The organism is Bradyrhizobium diversitatis, assembly GCF_016031635.1.
Classification (GTDB): domain Bacteria; phylum Pseudomonadota; class Alphaproteobacteria; order Rhizobiales; family Xanthobacteraceae; genus Bradyrhizobium; species Bradyrhizobium diversitatis.
In genome coordinates this window covers 1-18,785 of sequence record NZ_JACEGD010000011.1, presented here as the reverse complement: position 1 = coordinate 18,785, position 18,785 = coordinate 1, and the positions used below count along the sequence as shown (strand labels likewise).

Below are 18,785 nucleotides of genomic sequence, written 5' to 3'. Positions count from 1 at the left end.
CGTGCGGGTTTTGTGTTGCAGTAGTCATCGACACGATTAAGCGGCAGCTTTTGCGGGTGAATCGCCGGCCAGATATCGCGCCCAGTCATCCATCAGCGCCCGGCGCTTCTTCAGGGCGTCGCCTCGGCGATAGGCCCGCTCAACGGCATCACCGGCAGCATGACCCAGTGCGGCCTCGGAGACGTAGTTCTCGTGCTCGGTCTCCTCAGTGGCCCAGTCCTTAAATGTGCTGCGGAAACCGTGCGTGGTCGCGTCGCCACCGCCGTGGGCGGTTATGACCTTGCCGAACGTCATATCGGAGATGGGCCGGTTGGCGCGCACGCCTGGGAATACGAAGTGATTGAGCGACTGCGCCTTCATCTTTCTTACGATCTCAGCGAAGCCGCCGCGCTGCGCATGGTTCAATCCATGCAGCAGATCGGACAGATTGGCCAGGACATCACGCGTGGGGTCTTCAGCGACTTTACCCAGGAGATCCGGAACGGGGCATCGGCGATGGATGCACTGCAGTCCGCCGGGCTGAACGCACTAAGCAAGATCTCCGACAAACTCGCCTCGATGGCGGCAGACCAATTGTGGGCGTCGGCGTTTGGAGGCTCGGGTGGTGGGGGGTTTAGTCTTGGCAGCTTGTTCGGGGGTGGCGGTGGGGGTGCCGTCGACACCATCCAGGTCGGCTCGCAGCTTTTCCCGAAGTTCGCAAAGGGCACAGACTTCGCGCCAGGCGGGCTGTCCATCGTAGGCGAACGTGGCCCAGAGCTGTTGAACATCCCGCGCGGCTCGCAGGTCATCCCGAATGACATTCTCAGGAATGGTGGTGGTGGCGGCGGTGTCACAGTTCACAGCGGCTCGGTCGTTATTCAGGGCGACGCTAGCGAGAAGACGGTGGCGCTCATCAAGGCGGCTATGGCTCAGCAGAACGCGGAACTACCCGGCAGGGTGGTTGATGCTGTCAGGCGGGCGAGGTCCGGTCGGAGTTTGTGAGCTGATGCATATTTCGGCGAGCACATTTCCGGCGTGGATCTATGACGGCAGCGAGATTCCTGACCCGTTCGGCTATGGCGAGCGCGCCGTAACGTTCCTGCGCCTTCTGAAGCATCCCAAGAGCACGTTGCCGGGTAAGGCGTTCCAGTTGGATGCCTGGCAAGAGCGGGTTGTCCGGCGCGTCTATGGTCCTCGCCATGAGGACGGCCGACGCATCGTCAACACCGTGGTAATGCTCCTGCCTAGAGGCAATCGAAAGACCAGCCTCGGTGCCGCGCTCGCGTTGCTGCACACCATTGGCCCTGAGCGAATGCCCGGCAGCGAGACCATCTTCTCGGCCAGCGACAGAAAACAAGCCGGCATCGCCTTCAAAGAGGCGCGTGGCATCGTCCAGGCCGACAAGCGGCTGGTGAAGGCCACGAAGGTTTACGACGCCTTCAACAGCGCGAAGAAAATCTCCTATCCGAAGGACAGTGTCGAGCTTGAGATCATTTCGGCCGACGCGCCCTCCTCCGAGGGTCGCACGCCCGCCTTCGTGCTCGCAGACGAGACCCATATTTGGCGCGGCAAAGATCTCTGGACGGTTTTGACCAACGGTCTCGATAAGATCGATAACAGCTTGCTCGTCGTAACGACCACAGCGGGGCGCGGCACGGACAATATCGGCCATGAGATCATAGACCGAGCACGCAAGATTGCTCGCGGCGAGATCGTCGACCCCACTACCCTCCCCGTCTTGTTCGAGGCCGAACCGGATTGCGACTACACCTCCGAGCAAGTCTGGCGCCGCGTCAATCCAGGCAGCGCGCACGGCTATCCGTCCCTGCAGGGCTTCAGGCGCCACGTAACGCGCGCCAAGGACAATCCGACCGAGCGCAGCAGCCTGAAGCGATACAAGCTCAACATCTGGGAGGACAGCAGCACGTCGCCCTTCGTCGATATGCTGACCTATGACGAAGGTGCAGGCGCGATCGATCTTGCTGCGTTGGCCGGCGAGCCTTGCTGGCTTGGCGTCGACCTTAGTTCGTCCATCGACCTCAGCGTCGTGGTCGCATGCTTCCGTGATGGCGATGACTATACCGTCGTGCCTTTCTTCTTCTGCCCGGCCGACAACTTGCGCCAGCGGCAAGAGGCTACAGGGGCGCCGTACCTCGATTGGGCCAAGCGCGGACTGATCGAAGCGACGTCAGGTAACGTGATTGATTTCCGGCGCGTTGAGGAACGCATCCGCGAGCTTTGCCAGACCTATTCAGTGCAGGAGATCGCCTGCGACCCCGCAATGGCGCGCAACCTGCTCAACAATCTCCTAGAGGATGGCTTGCCGGCGATTGAGCACCGTCAGGGCTCGTTGAGCATGATGCCAGCGATTGCCGAATTGCAGCGCGCCATCATCGGCCGAAAGTTCAAGCACGGCGGCCACCCGGTACTGCGATTCTGCTTTGCCAACGTTGAAGCCGAGACGAACGCGGCCGGGCACATTGTGCGGTTCAGCAAGCAGAAGAAATGGCTGAGCATAGACGGCGCCGTCGCTGCGGCCATGGCGACGAACAGAGCGAGCGCTGGTGGCAGTGCTGCGGTGACGTCGCTGTATGATGATCCAGAGTGGGAAAAGGCGCTGGCGGGGTTTAATTAGCGCGCACGCTAGGCGAAATAGAATTCGGGGCTGGATGAGCCGCCGTATCGATAAAGGTGCCCATTCGAGATAAAGAATGTAGGCGAGCCGTTCATTGAGTAAACCGTTTCGCCATCCACGTAGAAGCTGGGCGTTCCGCCGACTCCCATCGGGTAGACGTAGTTGTCTTGAAGAAAATAGGTGGGAGAGCCACCGTTGGGCCAGGGGTAGAGATATCGAAGCTGCATTCACAAGCCTTTGATTTTAGCTTTCAACCCCAGCTCCACCAGCCTGCGAATCGATTCAGAGCGGGACAATTCATTCTTGAGCGCCCACGCCTCGATCGCGTCTATCAGGCCCTGCGGCAGCCTCGCTGTAACATGTGGATCGCGCCCTGTTGCGGGGCGCCCTCGCTTCTTTTTCGGTGTTACCGTTATTGACTTCGCCATGAATTTCGGTGTAACACAAATTCGGGGCCGGTCAAATGCACCGGACGAGGCAGGAAAGAATATAAATGTCTGATCTAAATTTTAACGCCAGCGCGGGTATCGACATCTCCACACCCTTCTGCCCGCGCACGTATTTCCACGGGCTGCGGGAGGCCGGGGTGAGACCTTCAGCGCGTTCCTTCAACGGGAAGAGATTTTTTGGCCAATCGTGCGACGACCCAGCCGCCAACAGGAACGCCAGCCCGTGGTATGCTTGGGCCTGCCGACAAGACCACGATCAGAAGCAGGTCAGCGCCTACGTTTCGGCCATCTTGGACAAGCATCACTGTCCAAAGGATCACCTGCTAGTGCTCGATCTCGGCATCAACGATGATGAGATGGAACCGGAGATCGTCGCCAAGGCCTGATTCTCCGGAGGGCGGCCCGAGCCCGCGTCTTAACCGGCGCGGGTTTTGGTTTTTAGGCTCGCCAAAAGCGGGGAGAGAAAGCGGGGAAGCGATTTTTTCGGTTTCTGAAACCGCAGCAAAATCAATTGCTTAGTGCGGATTTGTTGGCTCCCCGGGCTGGATTCGAACCAGCGACCATCCGATTAACAGTCGGATGCTCTACCGCTGAGCTACCGAGGAAAAGGCGAACCGTTCGTTCGCGCGCGGCTGCGTATAACAAAGCCGCTTGCGCTTGCAAAGGACGAATTCGTCATCATCCGCAACGCGCCTTGAGGAAGGTCTGGAACGGCCTCCCTTCGGGGACTTTCGAGGATGGGTTCTGGATGCTTGCGCTACGCTCGCAACGTCTCGCCCGAGCTCTGCTGCATCTTGATCACGGCCGCCGGCATACCAGATCGATTTCGATCAGCGCATCGTAGGCAAGCCCGGTGACGCCGACACAGGTGCGGGCCGGCAGGCGATCCGGTGCGAAGAACGTGCGGTAGGTCTCGTTCATTGCGGCATAGTCCTCCTTGAAGCGGGTCAGATACACGCGCGTCATCACGACGTGCTCGAGGCCGAGATCGAGGCCGGCGAGCACCACTTTCAGGTTCTCCATCACGGCGCGGGTCTGCGCGACGATGCCCTCGGGCAGCACGCCCGGCGCCTGCGGCGTGTCCGGCATCTGGCCCGTGACGAAGACGAAGCCATCGGTCTCGACCGCATGGCTGAAAGGCGCGACCGGCTTCGGTCCGCCGCTGATCATGTGGAATTTCACTTGGGTGTCCTTGTTAAGATGCGTCCTGAAACAGGCGCTTGCTGAGGATGGCGTGCACGCCCCAATTGCCGTCGACCACCTGCGTCACGCCGAAATCGACGGCGGCCGACATCAGCGCGATCGCCTCGTCCTCGCTGAGGCCTTTGACGTTCATCAGGAAGCGCCGCATCTTGCGGAACGCGTCCTTCATGGCGAGGTCGAGCGAGGACTTGGCGTAGACTTCGCTCTGCCCTTGGGCGCCGAACTCCGCGAGATAGTTCGGGTGGCTGAAGCCTGTCAGCACCCAATCGGTCTCGGTCTCGATCAGGGGGTAAGAGAGATCGGCGAAGGGCTGGCCGGCGAGATCGGCCTTCTTGTGCAGGATCACCTCGAAGGTACCGGTCATCGAGCACTCGATTGCGGTGCCGCTGAGCTCGCCGTCGCCCTGCGCGGCATGGGGATCGCCGACCGACAGCAGCGCACCGGGAACGGAGACCGGAAGATACACGGCTGCTCCCTTCCCCAGCCGCCAATTGTCGAGATTGCCGCCGAAATAGGATGGCGGCACGGAATCGACGAAATCGACCTCGCGCGGCGCCACAGCGATCACGCCGAAATGCGGACGCAGGGGGATCTTGATGCCGTCGAGTACGCCATGGCGGCGCTTGTTCGTGGCGGGTGCGACGGGAACGCCGGGGTAATCGTAGGTGGTGTGCACGACACCAAACGGATCGGTCTGCGGCTCCCAGCGGTAGGAATAGAGCGCACGGGCGTGCGGCACCTCGGCGTCGTCGAAGATCTCGTAGATGGTAACCGCTTCGCGCGGCTTCGGACCGCCGAGAAACTCGTTGTAGTGATAGCCCCACCACGCCGCGACCGAGGAGCCGAACACGCGGCCCGCATGGTTCGGATTGCGGCTCGTCCGTGGCACGATGTCGAGGATGCGCACCTCCAGCACGTCACCTGGCTGGGCGTCCTTCACAGCGACGGGTCCGGTGCAGATGTGCACGCCAAAGCCCTCGCCGGCACCGCGGCCGAACACGCTGGCATCCATGGGCCCTGCGCCGCGGCGGTCGACGTTCTTCCTGTCCCGCGTCCAGCCGAACACGCTTTCGGCGGCGGCATCGCCTGATATCATCAACTCGGGATCGTCGGAGGCGTGCTGCGTCAGCGTCTCGATGGTGATGGTGTCGCCCGAGGCGATCTCGATCTGCGGCGGCAGCGAGCGGCTGAAATAACCCCAATGGACGCGGCTGGCCTCGACCGGCAGATGGTGATGACGGCGTTCGGCAGTCGTGCGCGCCTCGGCGCCCGCGCAGGCGACGCTGCTGCGCGTCTCCACGCTTTGATGGACGCGAAGCTGCGCCAGTGCCTCCTGCGGCCAGCCGCGCTGGCCGGCGACGCCGTGCTGTGCCGTCGCGCGCTCCGCCTCCTGCTGGCGAAACTCGCGCGGCGGCAGGCCGAAGCGATGCCGGAAGGCGCGGCTGAAATGCGCGGAGTCGCCAAAACCGTAGGCGTAGGCGATCTCCGAGATCGAGCGATGCGCCTCGGCTGGGTTGGATAGGTCGGCCCAGGCGCGCTGGAGGCGGCGCTCGCGAACGTAGTGGGTGAAATTGTCGCCGACTGTCTCGAACAGCTTTTGCAGGTAGCGTTCGGAAATTCCCTCGGCCTGCGCGACGCGCGCCGGCACCAGATCGGGATCGTCGAGGCGACGCTCGATGGTCTGGCAGATCCGGTGCAGCAGCGCGGCCTGCGTCGCGCTCGATCCAGCATCGGAGGCCGAGGACGCCAGCTGATGCACCAGCGTCAGCAGCAGATCGACGAAGGATTGCGCGACCGAATTCCATTCCGGATCGCTCAGGGTGTCGAGCGTCCGTGCAGTGGCATCGAGCAGACGGGAGAAGACGTCGGCAAAGCCGCTGGGCGGAACGACGCGCGGCCCGCCGAGCCGCGGCTTGCCCGAAAGGCGGCCATGCAGCGCCTCCGACGTCACCGACAGCACGATGGCGCGCATGTCGCGCTGGAACACGATGCTCCAATCGCCGCTGCGCGGCAGCAGCACGAGATGACCGACCGGAACGATACGATGACTGCCGGCGCTCTTCAGCACCATGCCGTCCTCGACCGGCATCAGCGCGATGGGAAGGTCGTCGCTTGCTCGTGAGAGCGGAACGACGCTCTGCGCACCCGCAGCCATGCGCGTCAGCGCGACACCGGCGGCGTGCCGGTGCGATGCGGTCGCGTGTCCGTCCAATACGCTATGGCCACCCGCCGGCTGCAGGCCGACCGCAGCCAGCACGTCCCGCCAGGCTTCCGGGCGGTCGTCTTGCGCGTAGGACTCGCTCGTGAACGGGCGGAAGCTCATCGGATCGACCCAGATTGCAGTCGATCGAAGCAACCTCCGTGCCAGACGCACGCGATCGTCCGTCGCCGCAATGGGCCGAAGACGAGGTTCGTTGGTCAAGTGTTCATCCGGGAATTGGACCGTTCTTCAAGGTGTTGGAGTATGGCGATCCCCCTTCGTCATTCCGGGGCGCGCGCAAGCGCGAACCCGGAATCCATTGCGCGCAGAAGACGGTGGTACGATGGATTCCGGGTTCGACGCGTTGCGTCGCCCCGGAATGACGAAGGGGAGAAATTCAGTCGCACCGGAAGATGTTCTTGCGGATCGTGCCGTGGACCCCCCAATTGGCGTCGACGACCTGGGTGACGCCGAAATCGGCCCCGACCGACATCAGCGAGATCGCCTCGTCCTCGCTGAGGCGATGCACGGTCATCAGGAAGCGGCGGAGCTTTCTGAACGCATCGCGCATCGCACGGTCGAGACTGGAGTGATTGGCAATCTCGGTTTGTGCATCGGCGCCGAGCGTGGCGAGGTAGTTCGGATAGGTGAAACCGTAGAACGACCAGGCGTGGTCGGTCTCCAGCATCGGGTGGTCGAGGCCTTCGAGGCTGGTGCCGGCAAGGTCGGCCTTCTTGTGCAGGATGAACTCGAAGTCGCCGGTCAGCGAGGTCTCGATCGCGGTGCCGCCGAGCTCGCTATCGCCCTGCGCGGCGTGGGGATCGCCGACCGAGAAATAGGCGCCGGGGACGGCAACCGGATAGAACATCCGCGCGCCTTTTCCGATGCGCCAGTCGTCGATGTTACCGCCGGTGTAGCTCGGCGGGATCGAGCTGACGAAATCGGCCTCCGACGGCGCGAGGCCCATCGTGCCGAAATGCAGTCGCGCCGGCACCTTCACGCTGGAGAGGATGTTCTCGCGCTTCCTGATGGTGGCGTGATCGACGCGCACGCCGGGATAGTCGATGGTCGGATGCACGATGCCGTCAGGGTCGGTCTGTGGCGTCCAGACATAGTTGTAGACCGCCTTCGCGTAGGGCTCACCGGAGGTGTCCAGCTCGAAGATGGTGACGACCTCGCGCGGCTTCGGCTCCTCGATCAGGTCGTGATAGTGAAAGCCCCAATTGGCTGCTACGTTGGAGCCGAAGCAGCGGCCGGCATGGCAGGCGCTGCAGCTCGGCCGTGGTCGGACGTCGAGGATGCGCACTTCCAGAATGTCGCCGGGCTCGGCGCCTTCGATTGCGACCGGTCCGGTGAGCAAATGCACGCCGATCCCCTCGCCCGCGCCGCGAATGAACGGGCCCTCCGTCGGGCCGGAGCCGCGGCGCGCGACAGCCTTGTGCTCGCGCGTCCACTGGAACACGCTCTCGGCGCCGGGATCGCCCTGGATCATGCGCTCGTAATCGTCATTGGCATGATGGGTCAGTGTCTCGATGGTGGCGCGATCACCTGAGCGCAGCGTCAGGGCCGGCGCGACTGTCTTGGAGAAATAGCCCCAGTGGACGGTTTTCGGCGAAACCGGCAGCGTGACATGCTTCATGAGGTGGCCTCTTCGGGAGTCTTGAACCTTGCGGATGCGCCGCTCATCGCACCGCCTCCGGAGTCTTGTCGGCTTCCATGACGCTGAGGAATCGCGCCGTCAGCGGATTGCGGGGATTGGAGAGCACCTCGTGCGCCGGCCCCTCCTCGATGATCGCGCCGCCGCTCAGGAAGGCGACACGGTCGGCGACCTCGTCGGCGAAACGGATCTGGTGCGTCGAGATGATCATGGTGAGGCCGTCGTCGATGGCGAGGCGGCGGATCACCTCCAGCACCTCGTTGACCAGCTCCGGATCGAGCGCCGAGGTCGGCTCGTCCAGCAGCAGCACGCTCGGGTTCGGCGCCAGCGCGCGGGCGATGGCGACGCGCTGCTGCTGGCCGCCGGACAGATGCCGCGGCAGCGCGTGGGCGCGATGCGAGAGCCCGACGCGGTCGAGCAGCTCGGCCGCGCGGCGGTCGGCGTCGATGCGCGTCATGCCGTGAACCCAGCGCAGGGGACCGGCGATGTTCTCCTTCGCCGACAGATGCGCGAACAGATTGAACTGCTGGAACACCATGCCGACGCCGACGCTGGCGCGCTCATTGGCGATCGACCGCGGCGACAGCGGCTTGCCATTCTCGCTGAAGCCGAGGCGCCGGCCGCCGACGCGCACGGTGCCGGCGTCCCAGTTCTCGAGGTGGTTGATGCAGCGAAGCAGTGTGCTCTTGCCGGAGCCGCTGGGGCCGAGCAGCGCGACCACTTCGCCGACGCGCACCGTGAGGTCGAGACCGCCGAGCACCTTCTGCGGGCCGTAGCTCTTGGTGAGGTCCTTCACTTCGACCGCGATATTGTTGCGCGCGATCGTCGCGGCGCGGCGGGCGCGCTCCTCGCGCGTCAGGGCCAGCGGCGGGGTGGCCGCGAGCTCTGCTGTCGCGGGCTCCGGATCGGCGACGGTCGCATCGGCGAGTTCGACCTTGGAGACCAGATCGACGCGGCGCCAGGGCAGATAATCGGCGAGCTTGCGCTCGCGGCGCGTGGTGCGGTCGAGATCGAGCCACCATTCGACGAAGAGCTGGATGACGCTGATGGCCGTGGTCAGAACGAGATAGAGCAGACCCGAGGCAAAAAAGATCGAGAAGAAGTCGAAGGTCGAGGACGCCAGCTGCGTCGAGCGCAACGTCAGCTCCTGCACCGCGACGACGGAGGCGAGCGAGGAATTCTTCAGCGCACTCACCGCCTCGTTGCCGAAGGCCGGGATCATGGTGCGGATGGCCTGCGGCGCGATGATCCTGCGCATCAGCACTGACGGCGTCATGCCGAGGGCCTGCCCCGCCGTCAGCTGCCCGCGGTCGACACCGAGCACGCCGGCGCGCAGCATCTCCGCGATGAACGGCGCCTCGTTGCAGGCGAGCGCGAGGCCGGCGGCCAGCACCGCCGGCAGCTTGATGCCGATATGCGGCAGCGCGTCGTAGGCGAACACCATCTGAAGGATCAGCGGCGTGCCGCGGAAGATCACGGTATAGGCCCTGGCGATCGCCGCCAGGGGCCAGAAGCGGGAGAGCTGCATGCCGGCGAGGATCAATCCCAGGATCAATCCGCCGCCGAGCCCGAGGGCAGTCACCTCGAGGGTGAGCTCGATGCCCGCGAGCAGATACGGCATGCTCAGGTAGTGGAGGAACAGCGACATCAGTCGGCCGTGAGAATTTCCGGCTCCATGAAGTTGTTCACATCGAGCCCATGCTTCTTCAGAAGCTCCATGTGCGTGCCGGCCTTCTGCACCTCGATCAGCGCGGCGAGCACGGCGTCGCGGAATTTCGGCTTGTTCTTGGGCACGGCGATGCCGACGGAATACGGGATCGTCACCGCGATCGCCTTCTCCAGCTTGTCCGGATAGGCTTTTACGGCGCTGTCGACGGTGTTGACGTCGTTGATGTAGGTGTCGGCGCGGCCGGCAAGGATCGCCTGAATGCAGTTGGCGTTGTTGTCATAGAGCTGGATGGTCGGTTCGGGCTTGCCGGCTTTCTTGCACTCCGGGATCAACGCCTGGATCAGGGGCACCTCGACATAGCCGGTGTTTTCGGCAGCAGCGGCGCCGCACAGCGACATGTTGATGCCGTTGATGCCTTTCGGATTGCCTTTGGCGACCAGCACGCCGTCGAACACCTTCGAGTAGGTGATGAAGTCGGCGGCCTTGGCGCGCTCCTTGGTGGCGTAGATGTCGGAGATCACGATGTCGGCCTGTCCCGCGGCGAGCGTGGTCAGGAGCGCCGCGAACGTCACCGCCTTGTAGGTCAGCTTGAAGCCGAGACATTCGCCGATGGCTTCGCCGAGATCGATGTCGAAGCCGATATACTTGCTGGGATCCTTGGGATCGATCGTCTCATAGCCCGGCGTGTGCGGGTTGATGGCGTTGACGAGCGTCTTGCCCTTCCAGTCCGGATACTTTTCCTGAAGCGCGGCGCAGGCGGCGGGCGCTGCGGCCTGCGCGCTCAGCGGCGCGGCGACGACGAGGCCGAAAGCAATGGCGGCGCCGAGCATGAGCTTGCGCCGTGGCAATGATGCGCGCGCCAATCCCCGCCGCGCCTGGGGCCCAACCGATTTCTCCATCTCGCCAATTCCTCCGAAATGTCATGGCGCCTGCCATGGTCCAGTGATCGGGGCGGAAGGGTGCGGGAGTGCGCCGCGAAAAGCTTGTCCGCGGACGTACAAAAAATTGGATCGAGTGCGCCCGGCGTTTGGGCAAACGGCTGCACAAAAACTGTTCGCAGGCCGCGAAACGGTGCGGGGGCGGGATTTTCGAATTCGGGAGAACCAAATGATCCCGGCTGACGCAGCGAACTGTCCGGTCAGAGAATCATTTGGTGAGGTAATTTGACAGAGATGTGACATTTGCCGATGAAGATGCGGCCCCGGACAGAGGCATCTACGGTCGGCATCCGCAGCAAATCCACCGGCCCTCCACAGCCTGTCCGCAGCATATCCACAGGCTCACTATGCCGGATTCGTGAGCCCGTGCGAGGTACTTGCTGCGCACAAGCCCACAGGCCGCACAACTCAGCCGCCAGTCTGGTCGAACACCGCGCGACAGGCCTCGCTGGGGCTGGACCGGTTGCGCTGCAAGCAGGCCGTGATGGCGGGACGTTGGGGATCTCGCCGGCGCAGAGGCGGTAAACGTCAGGGGTGCAGGCCCGTCGCTGCTCTGTCCTGCCCTGCCCGCCCGGCCGACTTTGGTGCGAAGAGCCAGGAGAAATAAGCCAGTGGGAATGTGATCTCTTTCACACCAACGATGCCGTGGCGGCACGTAGGAATCGCGCGGGACTTTTTCAGGAACCGCTAACCAATCGGGTCCCGATCGCCGGATCGTTAAAATGCGAGCGATCGGGTCAATCCGAAGACAAGCCGGCTTTGCGACATTGCCTCATCCGCGTTCCGGAGGGTGTGATGAGCGAAGCCGAATTCAACTTGCTGCTGGATGCCGTCCGGGACGTCATGGTCCTTGAAGATCTGGCTCCCGCGCCGGAGGAGGAATTCGTGCCCCGCTCGTGGAGTTTCGACGCGACGTCCAGGACGACTCCCAAGGCCGCCAATGACAACGAGGGCGCTTGGCCCCTCCTGCCCTTTCCCGACGGCTGGTATGCGGCCTGCTGAGGGCGCTTTTGCCTGACCGGATGCGGCCCCCTCGCGGGCGCTTTGGCATTATCGAGCTCTCGGGCCGGGCGCGACCACGATCAACTCTTGACGCGTTCCTCGCCATCCTGCGGCGCCCGGTCGGGTGCAGCCGGCGGAAAGATGCTGTCATAGATCGCGCGCGCCTCGGCAATGAGGCGGGCCCGCTCCAGCTCGGATTTTGGAACAAAACGGACGATTTCGCCCACGTGCTCTCGAGCTCCAGGGTTTTGGATGCGTCTCTTCGCAGATGCGAAGTCTATGCCACAGGGCCTGAATCGCAGCCCCGGGCAAACCCGGTGGCCAAGGCGCGGCAAGCCTCATCCGCGCGTTTGGCGGAACTCGCGGTGATGACAGTTTGCGTTGGGAAATCAGAAGGTTGCGATGGAGGCCACGACCAGAATTGAACTGGTGTACACGGTTTTGCAGACCGTTGCGTAACCACTCCGCCACGTGGCCCCGTAAGGGCGGACCAATATAGGGGATGAAGCATTTAGGCAACCGCCTTCGTCCGACTGTGGGAACGACGGCGCTCTCCCGATGTGGATCGAAGTCAGGCGCGTTTGCGACGCCGGAAGTCGCGCCGGTGGCCCTTCGGGGCAGGTTTGGGCGCCAATTCCGGCATCTCCGCCTGCACCTCGCGGTATCGGGTCAACAACCGCTCAAAACTCGCATGCAGCGTGTCGGCGATGTCAGGGCGCCGCTCGAGCCCGGCGAGGATCGTCGCCGCGGCCTCGATGGTCGAGAGCCCGTCGCTGCGCGGCTCGCGACGCAGACGTCCGTAACGCGAGGGGTGCGCCGGATTGAGGATCACGCGCTGGCACTTGAGCATCCACGGATTGCGCCACCATAGCGCCTTGGCTTGGCTCCAGGTGCCGTCGAGCAGCACCACGCCTTCGAGCTTGCCGAGGATCGCGCGCTGGTTCTCCGCGACCTCGCCCTTGCGGTTGAGCGCGACAATCTCACCTTCGGCCTCGAGATCGGCCGCGCGCGCCGAGCCGAGGTAGAGCACGGCCCAGTGCGAGGCATTCTCGACCGGCCGTCCAAGCGCCTTGGACAGGCTCGGCCAGGACAGGCCGACCCGCACCGTGGCATCGGCGAAATGCTTCGCCAGCAACCGCGCGGTGCCGAGCGCCCTGTCCTGCTCCTGCGGATGCTGGAGGATCAGGAGCGACAGCCGGTTTTCGATCGGCGTGACGCTGTCGCAGATGCACAGCGGCATCGGCTTCTGGCAGTGCGGGCATTCGGGAATGGGATCGGCAACGGCCGTATCTGCTGGGTTCGACATGGGCGCGCTATACGCTTCGCGCGGCGCTTCAACAACCTATTCCGCCGGTACAGCCAGCGGACGCGGCTCGGAACGGCGCCGCAGGCGGTCGATCAGAAGATAGATCACGGGCGTGGTGTAGAGCGTCAGGATCTGCGAGACGAACAGGCCGCCGATGATGGTGATGCCGAGCGGGCGGCGCAGCTCCGTGCCGGGACCGGTCGCCACTACGAGCGGAATGCCGGCGAACAGCGCCGCCATGGTCGTCATCAGGATCGGACGGAAGCGCGCCTGGCAGGCCTCGAAGATCGCTTCTGCCGAGGACAGGCCGCGCCGGCGTTCGGCGTCGAGCGCGAAGTCGACCATCATGATGCCGTTCTTCTTGACGATGCCGATGAGCAGGATGATGCCGACGAAGGCGATCACCGTCAGCGGCGTGTTGGTGATCTGCAGGGCGAGCAGTGCGCCGAGCCCGGCCGAGGGCAGTGTCGAGATGATCGTGAGCGGATGGGCAAGGCTCTCGTAGAGCACCCCCAGCACGATATACATCGCGACCAGCGCGCCGAGGATCAGGAGCGGCTGACGGCCGCTGGTCCTGGCGAAGTCTCCGGCATTGCCGTCGAAGCTGCCGCGAATGCCCTCTGGCATGTGCAATTCCTCGACCGCGCGCTGGATGTTCTGCGTCGCGGTCTGCAGCGGCACGTCCGGCAGCAGGTTGAACGATACCGTGGTCGAAGGGAACGACTGCGAGTGATAGACCGCCAGCGCGGCGAGCCCGCGCGTCGCATGCACCACGGCCGAGAGCGGCACCTGGGCGTCGCCCGAGCCGGCGACATAGATGCGGTCGAGGTTGGAGGGATCGACCTGGAATTTCGGGTCGATCTCCAGCACGATCATGTACTGGTTGCGCTGGGTATAGATGATCGAGATCTGCCGTTGCGCGAACGCATTGTTGAGCGCGTTGTCGATGTCCTGAACCCTGACGCCGAGCGCCGAGGCTTTCTGGCGGTCGATGGAAAGCGTGAGCTGAAGCCCGCCGGGGTCGCGATCGCTGGAGATGTCGGTGATGCCCTCCACGCTCTCCATGCGCTTGGCCACGATCGGCGCCCATTTCTGCAGCAGGCCGAGATCGGTGCTGGTCAGCGTGTACTGGTAATCGGAATCGCTCTGTCGCCCGCCGGCACGGACGTCCTGGGCGGCGAACATGAAAAGCCGGATGCCGGGCACGGGGTATAACGCGCGCCTGAGGCGGTCGATCACGACCTGCGTCGAGACGTGGTCGCGCTCCTCAGGCGGCTTCAGGCTGATGTACATGATGCCGCGGTTCGAGGTCGCTCCCCCCGGTCCGCCTCCGGCGCCGACGGACGAGCCGATGCCGGCTACGGCCGGATCCTGCATCACGATGTCGGCCAGCCGCTGCTGCAGGCCGAGCATCGACTGGAACGAGATGTCGGCCGAGGCGCGCGTCGCGCCAATGATGAAACCGGAATCGTCCGTCGGGAAGTAACCCTTGGGGACCTTGATGTAGAGTGTCACCGTGAGCGCGATGGTGGCGAAGAACACCAGCAGCGTCAGCAGCGGAAATTCCAGCACGGTGCGCAAGGTGCGGGCGTAGAAGGCGACGAGGCGCGACAGCGAGCCTTCGACGACGCGGTCGAACAGGGTCGCGGTGCCGGACGTGGTCTGCCGGATGTAATGGGCGCAGATCATCGGCGTGACCGTGAGCGACACCAGCGTCGAGACCAGGATGGCGAAGGTCAGCGTCAGCGAGAACTCGCGCAACAGCCGGCCGACGATGCCGTCCATGAAGATCAGCGGCGTGAATGCCGCGATCAGCGACAGGCTGATCGAGACCACCGTGAAGCCGATCTGCTTCGCGCCCTCCTGCGCCGCCCGGAACGGCCGCATGCCATGCTCGAGGTTGCGGTACATGTTCTCGATCATGACGATGGCGTCGTCGACCACGAAGCCGACGGAAATCGCCAGCGCCATCAGCGACAGATTGTCGATCGAGAAGCCCGCGACCCACATGCCGGCGCAGGTGCCGGCCAGCGCCAGCGGCACCGAGATGCCGGCCGCGATCGTCGGGGTCAGCCGTCGCAGGAACACGAACACCACGGCCATCACCAGGAACGCGGTCGCCAGCAGGGTCCACTGCATGTCCAGCACGCTGGCGCGGATCGTGCCGGTGCGGTCGACCAAAGTGGAGACCTCGACGCCGGCCGGTATCCACTGCTTCAGCGCCGGGATCAGCGCCTTCACCCTGTCGACGGTGTCGATGACGTTGGCATCGCCCTGCTTGGTGATCTGGATCAGCACCGCCGGCTGCTTGTTGAACCAGGCGATCGAGCGGGCGTTGCGGACGGAATCCTCGATGTCGGCGACGTCCGAGAGCCGCACGAAATTGCCGTTCGAGCTCTTGATGATGATGTCGCGGAACTCTTTCGCGGTGCGCATCTGCCGATTGAGCGCCAGCGTCTCGCTCTGACGCTCGCCTTCGAAAATGCCGACCGGTCCAAGCGGGTTGGCGTTGATGATCGCGGTCCGGACGTCGTCGGTGGCGATACCGGCGTTCGACAGCGCCACGGGGTTGAGCTGCACCCGCACGGCCGGCTGGTCGGCACCGGACACGGTGACGTCACCGACGCCCGGCACCTGCGAGATGCGCTGCGCCAGCACGGTGTCGGCGACGTCGTAGATCGCGCTTGCCGACAGCGTCTTCGAGGTCAGCGCCAGCACGAAAACCGGCGCGCCGGCCGTGTTCGCCTTGCGGAAGCGCGGCAGCGTCGGCAGGTCGCTCGGCAGGTCGACCATCGCGGCATTGATCGCCGCCTGCACGTCGCGTGCGGCCTTGTCGATGTTGCGGCCGATGTCGAACTGGAGCTGGATGCTGGTCGTGCCGAGGGTCGAAGTCGAGGTGATCTGGTTGATACCGGCGATCTCGCCCAGCCGCCGCTCCAGTGGCGATGCCACCGTGGCCGCCATCACGGACGGATCGGCGCCGGGCCGGCTGGCCGAGACGAAAATGGCAGGAAAATCGACGTTCGGGACCGAGGCGACGGGCAGGAAATGGTAGGCGACGACACCCAGCAGGAACAACCCGATCGACAGCAGCGTGGTCGCGACCGGCCGGCGGATGAAGGGCTCCGAGATCGACGCCATCACTGCATCCCCTCGGTCGCGCCGGCGACCGGCGGTCCGCCGGATTCGGCGGGCGGCAGCGCCTGCTCGAGGCGGCGGTTGATGCGGTCGAGCGCGAGATAGATCACGGGGGTGGTGTAGAGCGTCAGGAGCTGGCTCAGCAGCAGGCCGCCGATGATGGAGACGCCGAGCGGGAAGCGCAGCTCGGCGCCGGTGCCGCTCTCGATCGCGAGCGGCAGCGCGCCGAACAGCGCCGCCAGCGTCGTCATCATGATGGGACGAAAGCGCAAGAGACACGCCTGCACGATCGCCTCGTTCGGCGACATGCCCTGCCGGCGCTCGGCCTCCAGCGCGAAGTCGATCATCATGATCGCGTTCTTCTTGACGATGCCCATCAGGAGGATGATGCCGATCAGGCCGATCACCGAGAGATCCTGACCGCACAGCATCAGCGCCAGGATCGCACCGACGCCGGCCGAGGGCAGCGTCGAGAGGATCGTGATCGGATGGATGTAGCTCTCATAGAGCACGCCCAGCACGATGTAGATGGTGATCACGGCAGCAAGCAGCAGCCAGGGCTGTCCGGCGAGCGCCTTGGCGAATTCGGCGGCATCGCCGGCATAGACGCCGACGATGCTGTTGGGCATGCCGATACGGGTCTCGATCGTCTTCACCGCCTCGACGGCATCGCCGAGCGCCGCGCCCGGCGCGAGGTTGAAGCTGAGCGACACGGACGGGAACTGCGCCTGGTGCGAGATCGCGAGCGGCGCCGTTGTCCGCTTCAGCGTCGCCACGGCCGACAGCGGCACCTGCGCGTTGGGCGCGCCGACGGTGGTGCTGGCGGCGCCGGGCAGATAGAGCTTTGACAGGATCGAGGGATCACGCTGGTACATCGGCAGCGCCTCCAGCACCACGCGGTACTGGTTGGCCTGCCCGTAAATGGTCGAGATCTGTCGCTGGGCGAAGGCGTCGTTGAGCGTGTCGGTGATGGCCTGAAGGCTGACGCCGAGCTGGCCGGCCCGCGTGCGATCGACATCGAGCTGGGCCCGCAGGCCGCCTTCCTGCGCCTCGGAGGAGACGTCCCGGAACAACGGATCGCGCCGCATCTCCGCAACCAGCTTGCGCGCCCATTCCGAGACCAGCGTCGCATCGGTGCCGGTCAGTGTGTACTGGTATTGCGAGCGGCTCGACTGGGTCGAGATCTGCACGTCCTGCACCGGCTGGAAATAGATGGTCATGCCGGGGATGCCTGATACCCGCTCCTTCAGCCGGGCCACGACGCCCGTGATGTCGTCACGCCGCTCGCCGCGCGGCTTCAGGCTCATGACGAGCCGGCCGACATTGGTGGTCGGGTTGACCGAGCCCGCGCCGATCACCGAGACCACGCCGACCACGTCGGGGTCGGCCCTGATGGCGTCGGCCGCCTCGGCCTGCCGTCTCTTCATCTCCGCAAACGACACGTCGGGCCCGGCCTCCGTCACCGCCGTGATCGAGGCGGTGTCCTGCAGCGGGAGGAACCCCTTGGGCGCGACGACATAGAGCACGAGGGTCGCAATCAGCGTGGCGAAGGTTACGACCAGCGTGGCCCGCTGGCGTTCCAGGACCCACAAAAGCGATCTGTGATAGCCATCGACCGTGCGATCGATGAAGCGGCTGATCGCGGCCAAGCCTGGCACCGCCAGCTCCTCATGGGCGTGCTTGAGCAGGCGCGAGCACATCATCGGCGTCAGCGTCAGCGAGACCACAGCCGACGTCACGACCGCGATCGTCAAGGTCAGCGCGAATTCCCGGAACATGCGCCCGACGAGACCCGACATGAACAGCAGCGGAATGAAGACCGCGATCAGCGACACCGTCAGCGAGATCACGGTGAAGCCGATCTCGCTGGCGCCCTTCAGCGAAGCCTCCATTGCGCTGTCACCGTTCTCCATGTGGCGGACGATGTTCTCGATCATGACGATGGCGTCGTCGACGACGAAGCCGGTGCCGATCGTGAGCGCCATCAGCGAGAGATTGTCGAGGCTGAAGCCGGCAAAATACATGATGCCGAAGCTCGTGATCAGCGACAGCGGCAGCGCGACGCCGGCAATCAGCGTGGCGCGCAGCGAGCGCAGGAACAGCAACACCACCAGCGTCACCAGCACGACGGCAAGGATCAACGTAAACTGCACGTCGCGCACCGAGGCGCGGATGGTGACGGTGCGGTCGGAGACGATGGTGAGGTTGACGCCGGCCGGGATCGCGCGCTGCACTTTCGGGATTTCCGCGCGGATCTGGCTGACGACGTCGATGACGTTGGCGCCGGGCTGGCGCTGGATGTCGATGATGACGGCCGGCGTGCCCTGGTACCAGCCGCCGGTGCGGTCGTTCTCGAGGCCGTCGACGATCTGGGCGACGTCGCCGATGGTGACGGGCGAGCCGTTGCGATAGGCGATGATGACCGGCCTGTAGGCGTCGGCGGCGGCGATCTGGTCGTTGGCTGCGATGATGTAGGATTGCTGCGCGCCGTCGAGCGAGCCTTTCGGCCCCGAGACATTGGCATTGGCGATCGCAGTACGCAGATCTTCCATGGCGATGCCGTAGGCCGCAAGACGCGCGAGATCGGCCTGGATGCGCACGGCTGGCTT

At 64.5% G+C, this 18,785-nt stretch carries 14 protein-coding genes and 2 tRNA genes; 4 read left to right on the top strand and 12 right to left on the bottom strand.

The window, feature by feature from the left end:
* Window positions 1–36: 36 nt before the first annotated feature.
* Window positions 37–360 carry a tyrosine-type recombinase/integrase gene (locus H1B27_RS12235; RefSeq protein WP_197966231.1) on the bottom strand — a complete coding sequence of 108 codons (324 nt, stop codon included), beginning with the start codon at window positions 358–360 and terminating at the stop codon, window positions 37–39.
* Here H1B27_RS12235 and H1B27_RS12230 point away from each other — a divergent pair.
* The 3 genes from H1B27_RS12230 (at window position 337) to H1B27_RS12220 (ending at window position 3,449) form a co-directional block, all read left to right on the top strand.
* Entirely contained in the window at window positions 337–981 is a 645-nt protein-coding gene (locus tag H1B27_RS12230) for a hypothetical protein (RefSeq protein ID WP_197966230.1), read from the top strand. The two genes, H1B27_RS12235 and H1B27_RS12230, sit on opposite strands and share 24 nt — an antisense overlap.
* A 4-nt stretch (window positions 982–985) precedes the next feature.
* Window positions 986–2,614, top strand: coding sequence for a terminase large subunit (locus H1B27_RS12225; protein WP_197966229.1), 1,629 nt, complete (start codon window positions 986–988; stop codon window positions 2,612–2,614).
* Window positions 2,615–3,107: 493 nt separating this feature from the next.
* Complete coding sequence (locus H1B27_RS12220; RefSeq protein ID WP_197966228.1) at window positions 3,108–3,449, top strand: hypothetical protein; 342 nt, start codon at window positions 3,108–3,110, stop codon at window positions 3,447–3,449.
* 144 nt (window positions 3,450–3,593) lie between these two features.
* Here H1B27_RS12220 and H1B27_RS12215 read toward each other — a convergent pair.
* The 6 genes from H1B27_RS12215 to H1B27_RS12190 form a co-directional block, all read right to left on the bottom strand.
* Window positions 3,594–3,668, bottom strand: a tRNA-Asn gene (locus H1B27_RS12215).
* A gap of 193 nt (window positions 3,669–3,861) precedes the next feature.
* On the bottom strand, window positions 3,862–4,245 hold the full coding sequence (locus H1B27_RS12210; RefSeq protein ID WP_061881558.1) for a RidA family protein: 384 nt from the start codon (window positions 4,243–4,245) through the stop codon (window positions 3,862–3,864).
* 13 nt (window positions 4,246–4,258) lie between these two features.
* Window positions 4,259–6,589 (bottom strand): acetamidase/formamidase family protein, encoded by a 2,331-nt coding sequence (locus H1B27_RS12205; RefSeq protein ID WP_197966444.1) that lies wholly within the window; start codon window positions 6,587–6,589, stop codon window positions 4,259–4,261.
* A 274-nt stretch (window positions 6,590–6,863) separates the two neighbouring features.
* Window positions 6,864–8,105, bottom strand: a complete 1,242-nt coding sequence (locus H1B27_RS12200) for an acetamidase/formamidase family protein (protein ID WP_061881556.1) — start codon at window positions 8,103–8,105, stop codon at window positions 6,864–6,866.
* Window positions 8,106–8,148: 43 nt separating this feature from the next.
* On the bottom strand, window positions 8,149–9,771 hold the full coding sequence (locus tag H1B27_RS12195; protein WP_197966227.1) for an amino acid ABC transporter permease/ATP-binding protein: 1,623 nt from the start codon (window positions 9,769–9,771) through the stop codon (window positions 8,149–8,151).
* Window positions 9,771–10,691 carry an ABC transporter substrate-binding protein gene (locus H1B27_RS12190; RefSeq protein WP_197966226.1) on the bottom strand — a complete coding sequence of 307 codons (921 nt, stop codon included), beginning with the start codon at window positions 10,689–10,691 and terminating at the stop codon, window positions 9,771–9,773. Before H1B27_RS12190 ends, H1B27_RS12195 begins: the two co-directional genes overlap by 1 nt.
* Before the next feature lie 834 nt (window positions 10,692–11,525).
* On the opposite strand from H1B27_RS12190, the gene H1B27_RS12185 reads away from it, so the two are divergent.
* On the top strand, window positions 11,526–11,732 hold the full coding sequence (locus tag H1B27_RS12185) for a hypothetical protein (protein WP_028176405.1): 207 nt from the start codon (window positions 11,526–11,528) through the stop codon (window positions 11,730–11,732).
* 80 nt (window positions 11,733–11,812) lie between these two features.
* Here H1B27_RS12185 and H1B27_RS12180 read toward each other — a convergent pair whose 3' ends face one another.
* The 5 genes from H1B27_RS12180 to H1B27_RS12160 all read right to left on the bottom strand — a co-directional run.
* Entirely contained in the window at window positions 11,813–11,959 is a 147-nt protein-coding gene (locus H1B27_RS12180; protein WP_165935822.1) for a hypothetical protein, read from the bottom strand.
* A gap of 176 nt (window positions 11,960–12,135) precedes the next feature.
* Window positions 12,136–12,209: transfer RNA gene (locus tag H1B27_RS12175), tRNA-Cys, on the bottom strand.
* Window positions 12,210–12,303: 94 nt separating this feature from the next.
* Window positions 12,304–13,038, bottom strand: coding sequence for a tRNA-uridine aminocarboxypropyltransferase (locus H1B27_RS12170; RefSeq protein WP_197966225.1), 735 nt, complete (start codon window positions 13,036–13,038; stop codon window positions 12,304–12,306).
* A gap of 36 nt (window positions 13,039–13,074) precedes the next feature.
* Window positions 13,075–16,179 (bottom strand): efflux RND transporter permease subunit, encoded by a 3,105-nt coding sequence (locus H1B27_RS12165; RefSeq protein WP_197966224.1) that lies wholly within the window; start codon window positions 16,177–16,179, stop codon window positions 13,075–13,077.
* The coding region (locus H1B27_RS12160) for an efflux RND transporter permease subunit (RefSeq protein WP_197966223.1) at window positions 16,179–18,785 on the bottom strand (2,607 nt) is incomplete at its 5' end. The genes H1B27_RS12160 and H1B27_RS12165, both read right to left, overlap by 1 nt.

Excerpts from the sequence above, each read along its gene's own strand:
- H1B27_RS12235 (WP_197966231.1), bottom strand. The coding sequence starts at position 360 with ATGAAGGCGCAGTCGCTCAATCACTTCGTATTCCCAGGCGTGCGCGCC.
- H1B27_RS12225 (WP_197966229.1), top strand. The coding sequence starts at position 986 with ATGCATATTTCGGCGAGCACATTTCCGGCGTGGATCTATGACGGCAGC.
- H1B27_RS12220 (WP_197966228.1), top strand. The coding sequence starts at position 3,108 with ATGTCTGATCTAAATTTTAACGCCAGCGCGGGTATCGACATCTCCACA.
- H1B27_RS12205 (WP_197966444.1), bottom strand. The coding sequence starts at position 6,589 with ATGAGCTTCCGCCCGTTCACGAGCGAGTCCTACGCGCAAGACGACCGC.
- H1B27_RS12200 (WP_061881556.1), bottom strand. The coding sequence starts at position 8,105 with ATGAAGCATGTCACGCTGCCGGTTTCGCCGAAAACCGTCCACTGGGGC.
- H1B27_RS12195 (WP_197966227.1), bottom strand. The coding sequence starts at position 9,771 with ATGTCGCTGTTCCTCCACTACCTGAGCATGCCGTATCTGCTCGCGGGC.
- H1B27_RS12190 (WP_197966226.1), bottom strand. The coding sequence starts at position 10,691 with ATGGAGAAATCGGTTGGGCCCCAGGCGCGGCGGGGATTGGCGCGCGCA.
- H1B27_RS12185 (WP_028176405.1), top strand. The coding sequence starts at position 11,526 with ATGAGCGAAGCCGAATTCAACTTGCTGCTGGATGCCGTCCGGGACGTC.
- H1B27_RS12170 (WP_197966225.1), bottom strand. The coding sequence starts at position 13,038 with ATGTCGAACCCAGCAGATACGGCCGTTGCCGATCCCATTCCCGAATGC.
- H1B27_RS12165 (WP_197966224.1), bottom strand. The coding sequence starts at position 16,179 with ATGGCGTCGATCTCGGAGCCCTTCATCCGCCGGCCGGTCGCGACCACG.